We start from the raw sequence: 264 nt of genomic DNA on the forward strand, positions 1-264 counted from the left end.
TTGGGCTTACGGCGTGGGGGCTTTTCACCCCCATTATCGCTACTCATGTCAGCATTCGCACTTCTGATACCTCCAGCATCCTTTACAAGACACCTTCGCAGGCTTACAGAACGCTCTCCTACCATATCTATTGCTAGATATCCGCAGCTTCGGTGACTGGCTTAGCCCCGTTACATCTTCCGCGCAGGACGACTCGATCAGTGAGCTATTACGCTTTCTTTAAATGATGGCTGCTTCTAAGCCAACATCCTGACTGTTTTAGCC

Annotated in this window: 1 rRNA gene; it reads right to left on the reverse strand. The window is 50.0% G+C overall.

Annotated features, from left to right (window positions below):
- Positions 1–264 (reverse strand): 23S ribosomal RNA (locus tag MRBLMU1_RS27675); the annotation flags it as partial.

The organism is Burkholderia sp. LMU1-1-1.1 (assembly GCF_040675865.1).
In the GTDB taxonomy this organism is placed as follows: Bacteria; Pseudomonadota; Gammaproteobacteria; order Burkholderiales; family Burkholderiaceae_D; genus Rugamonas.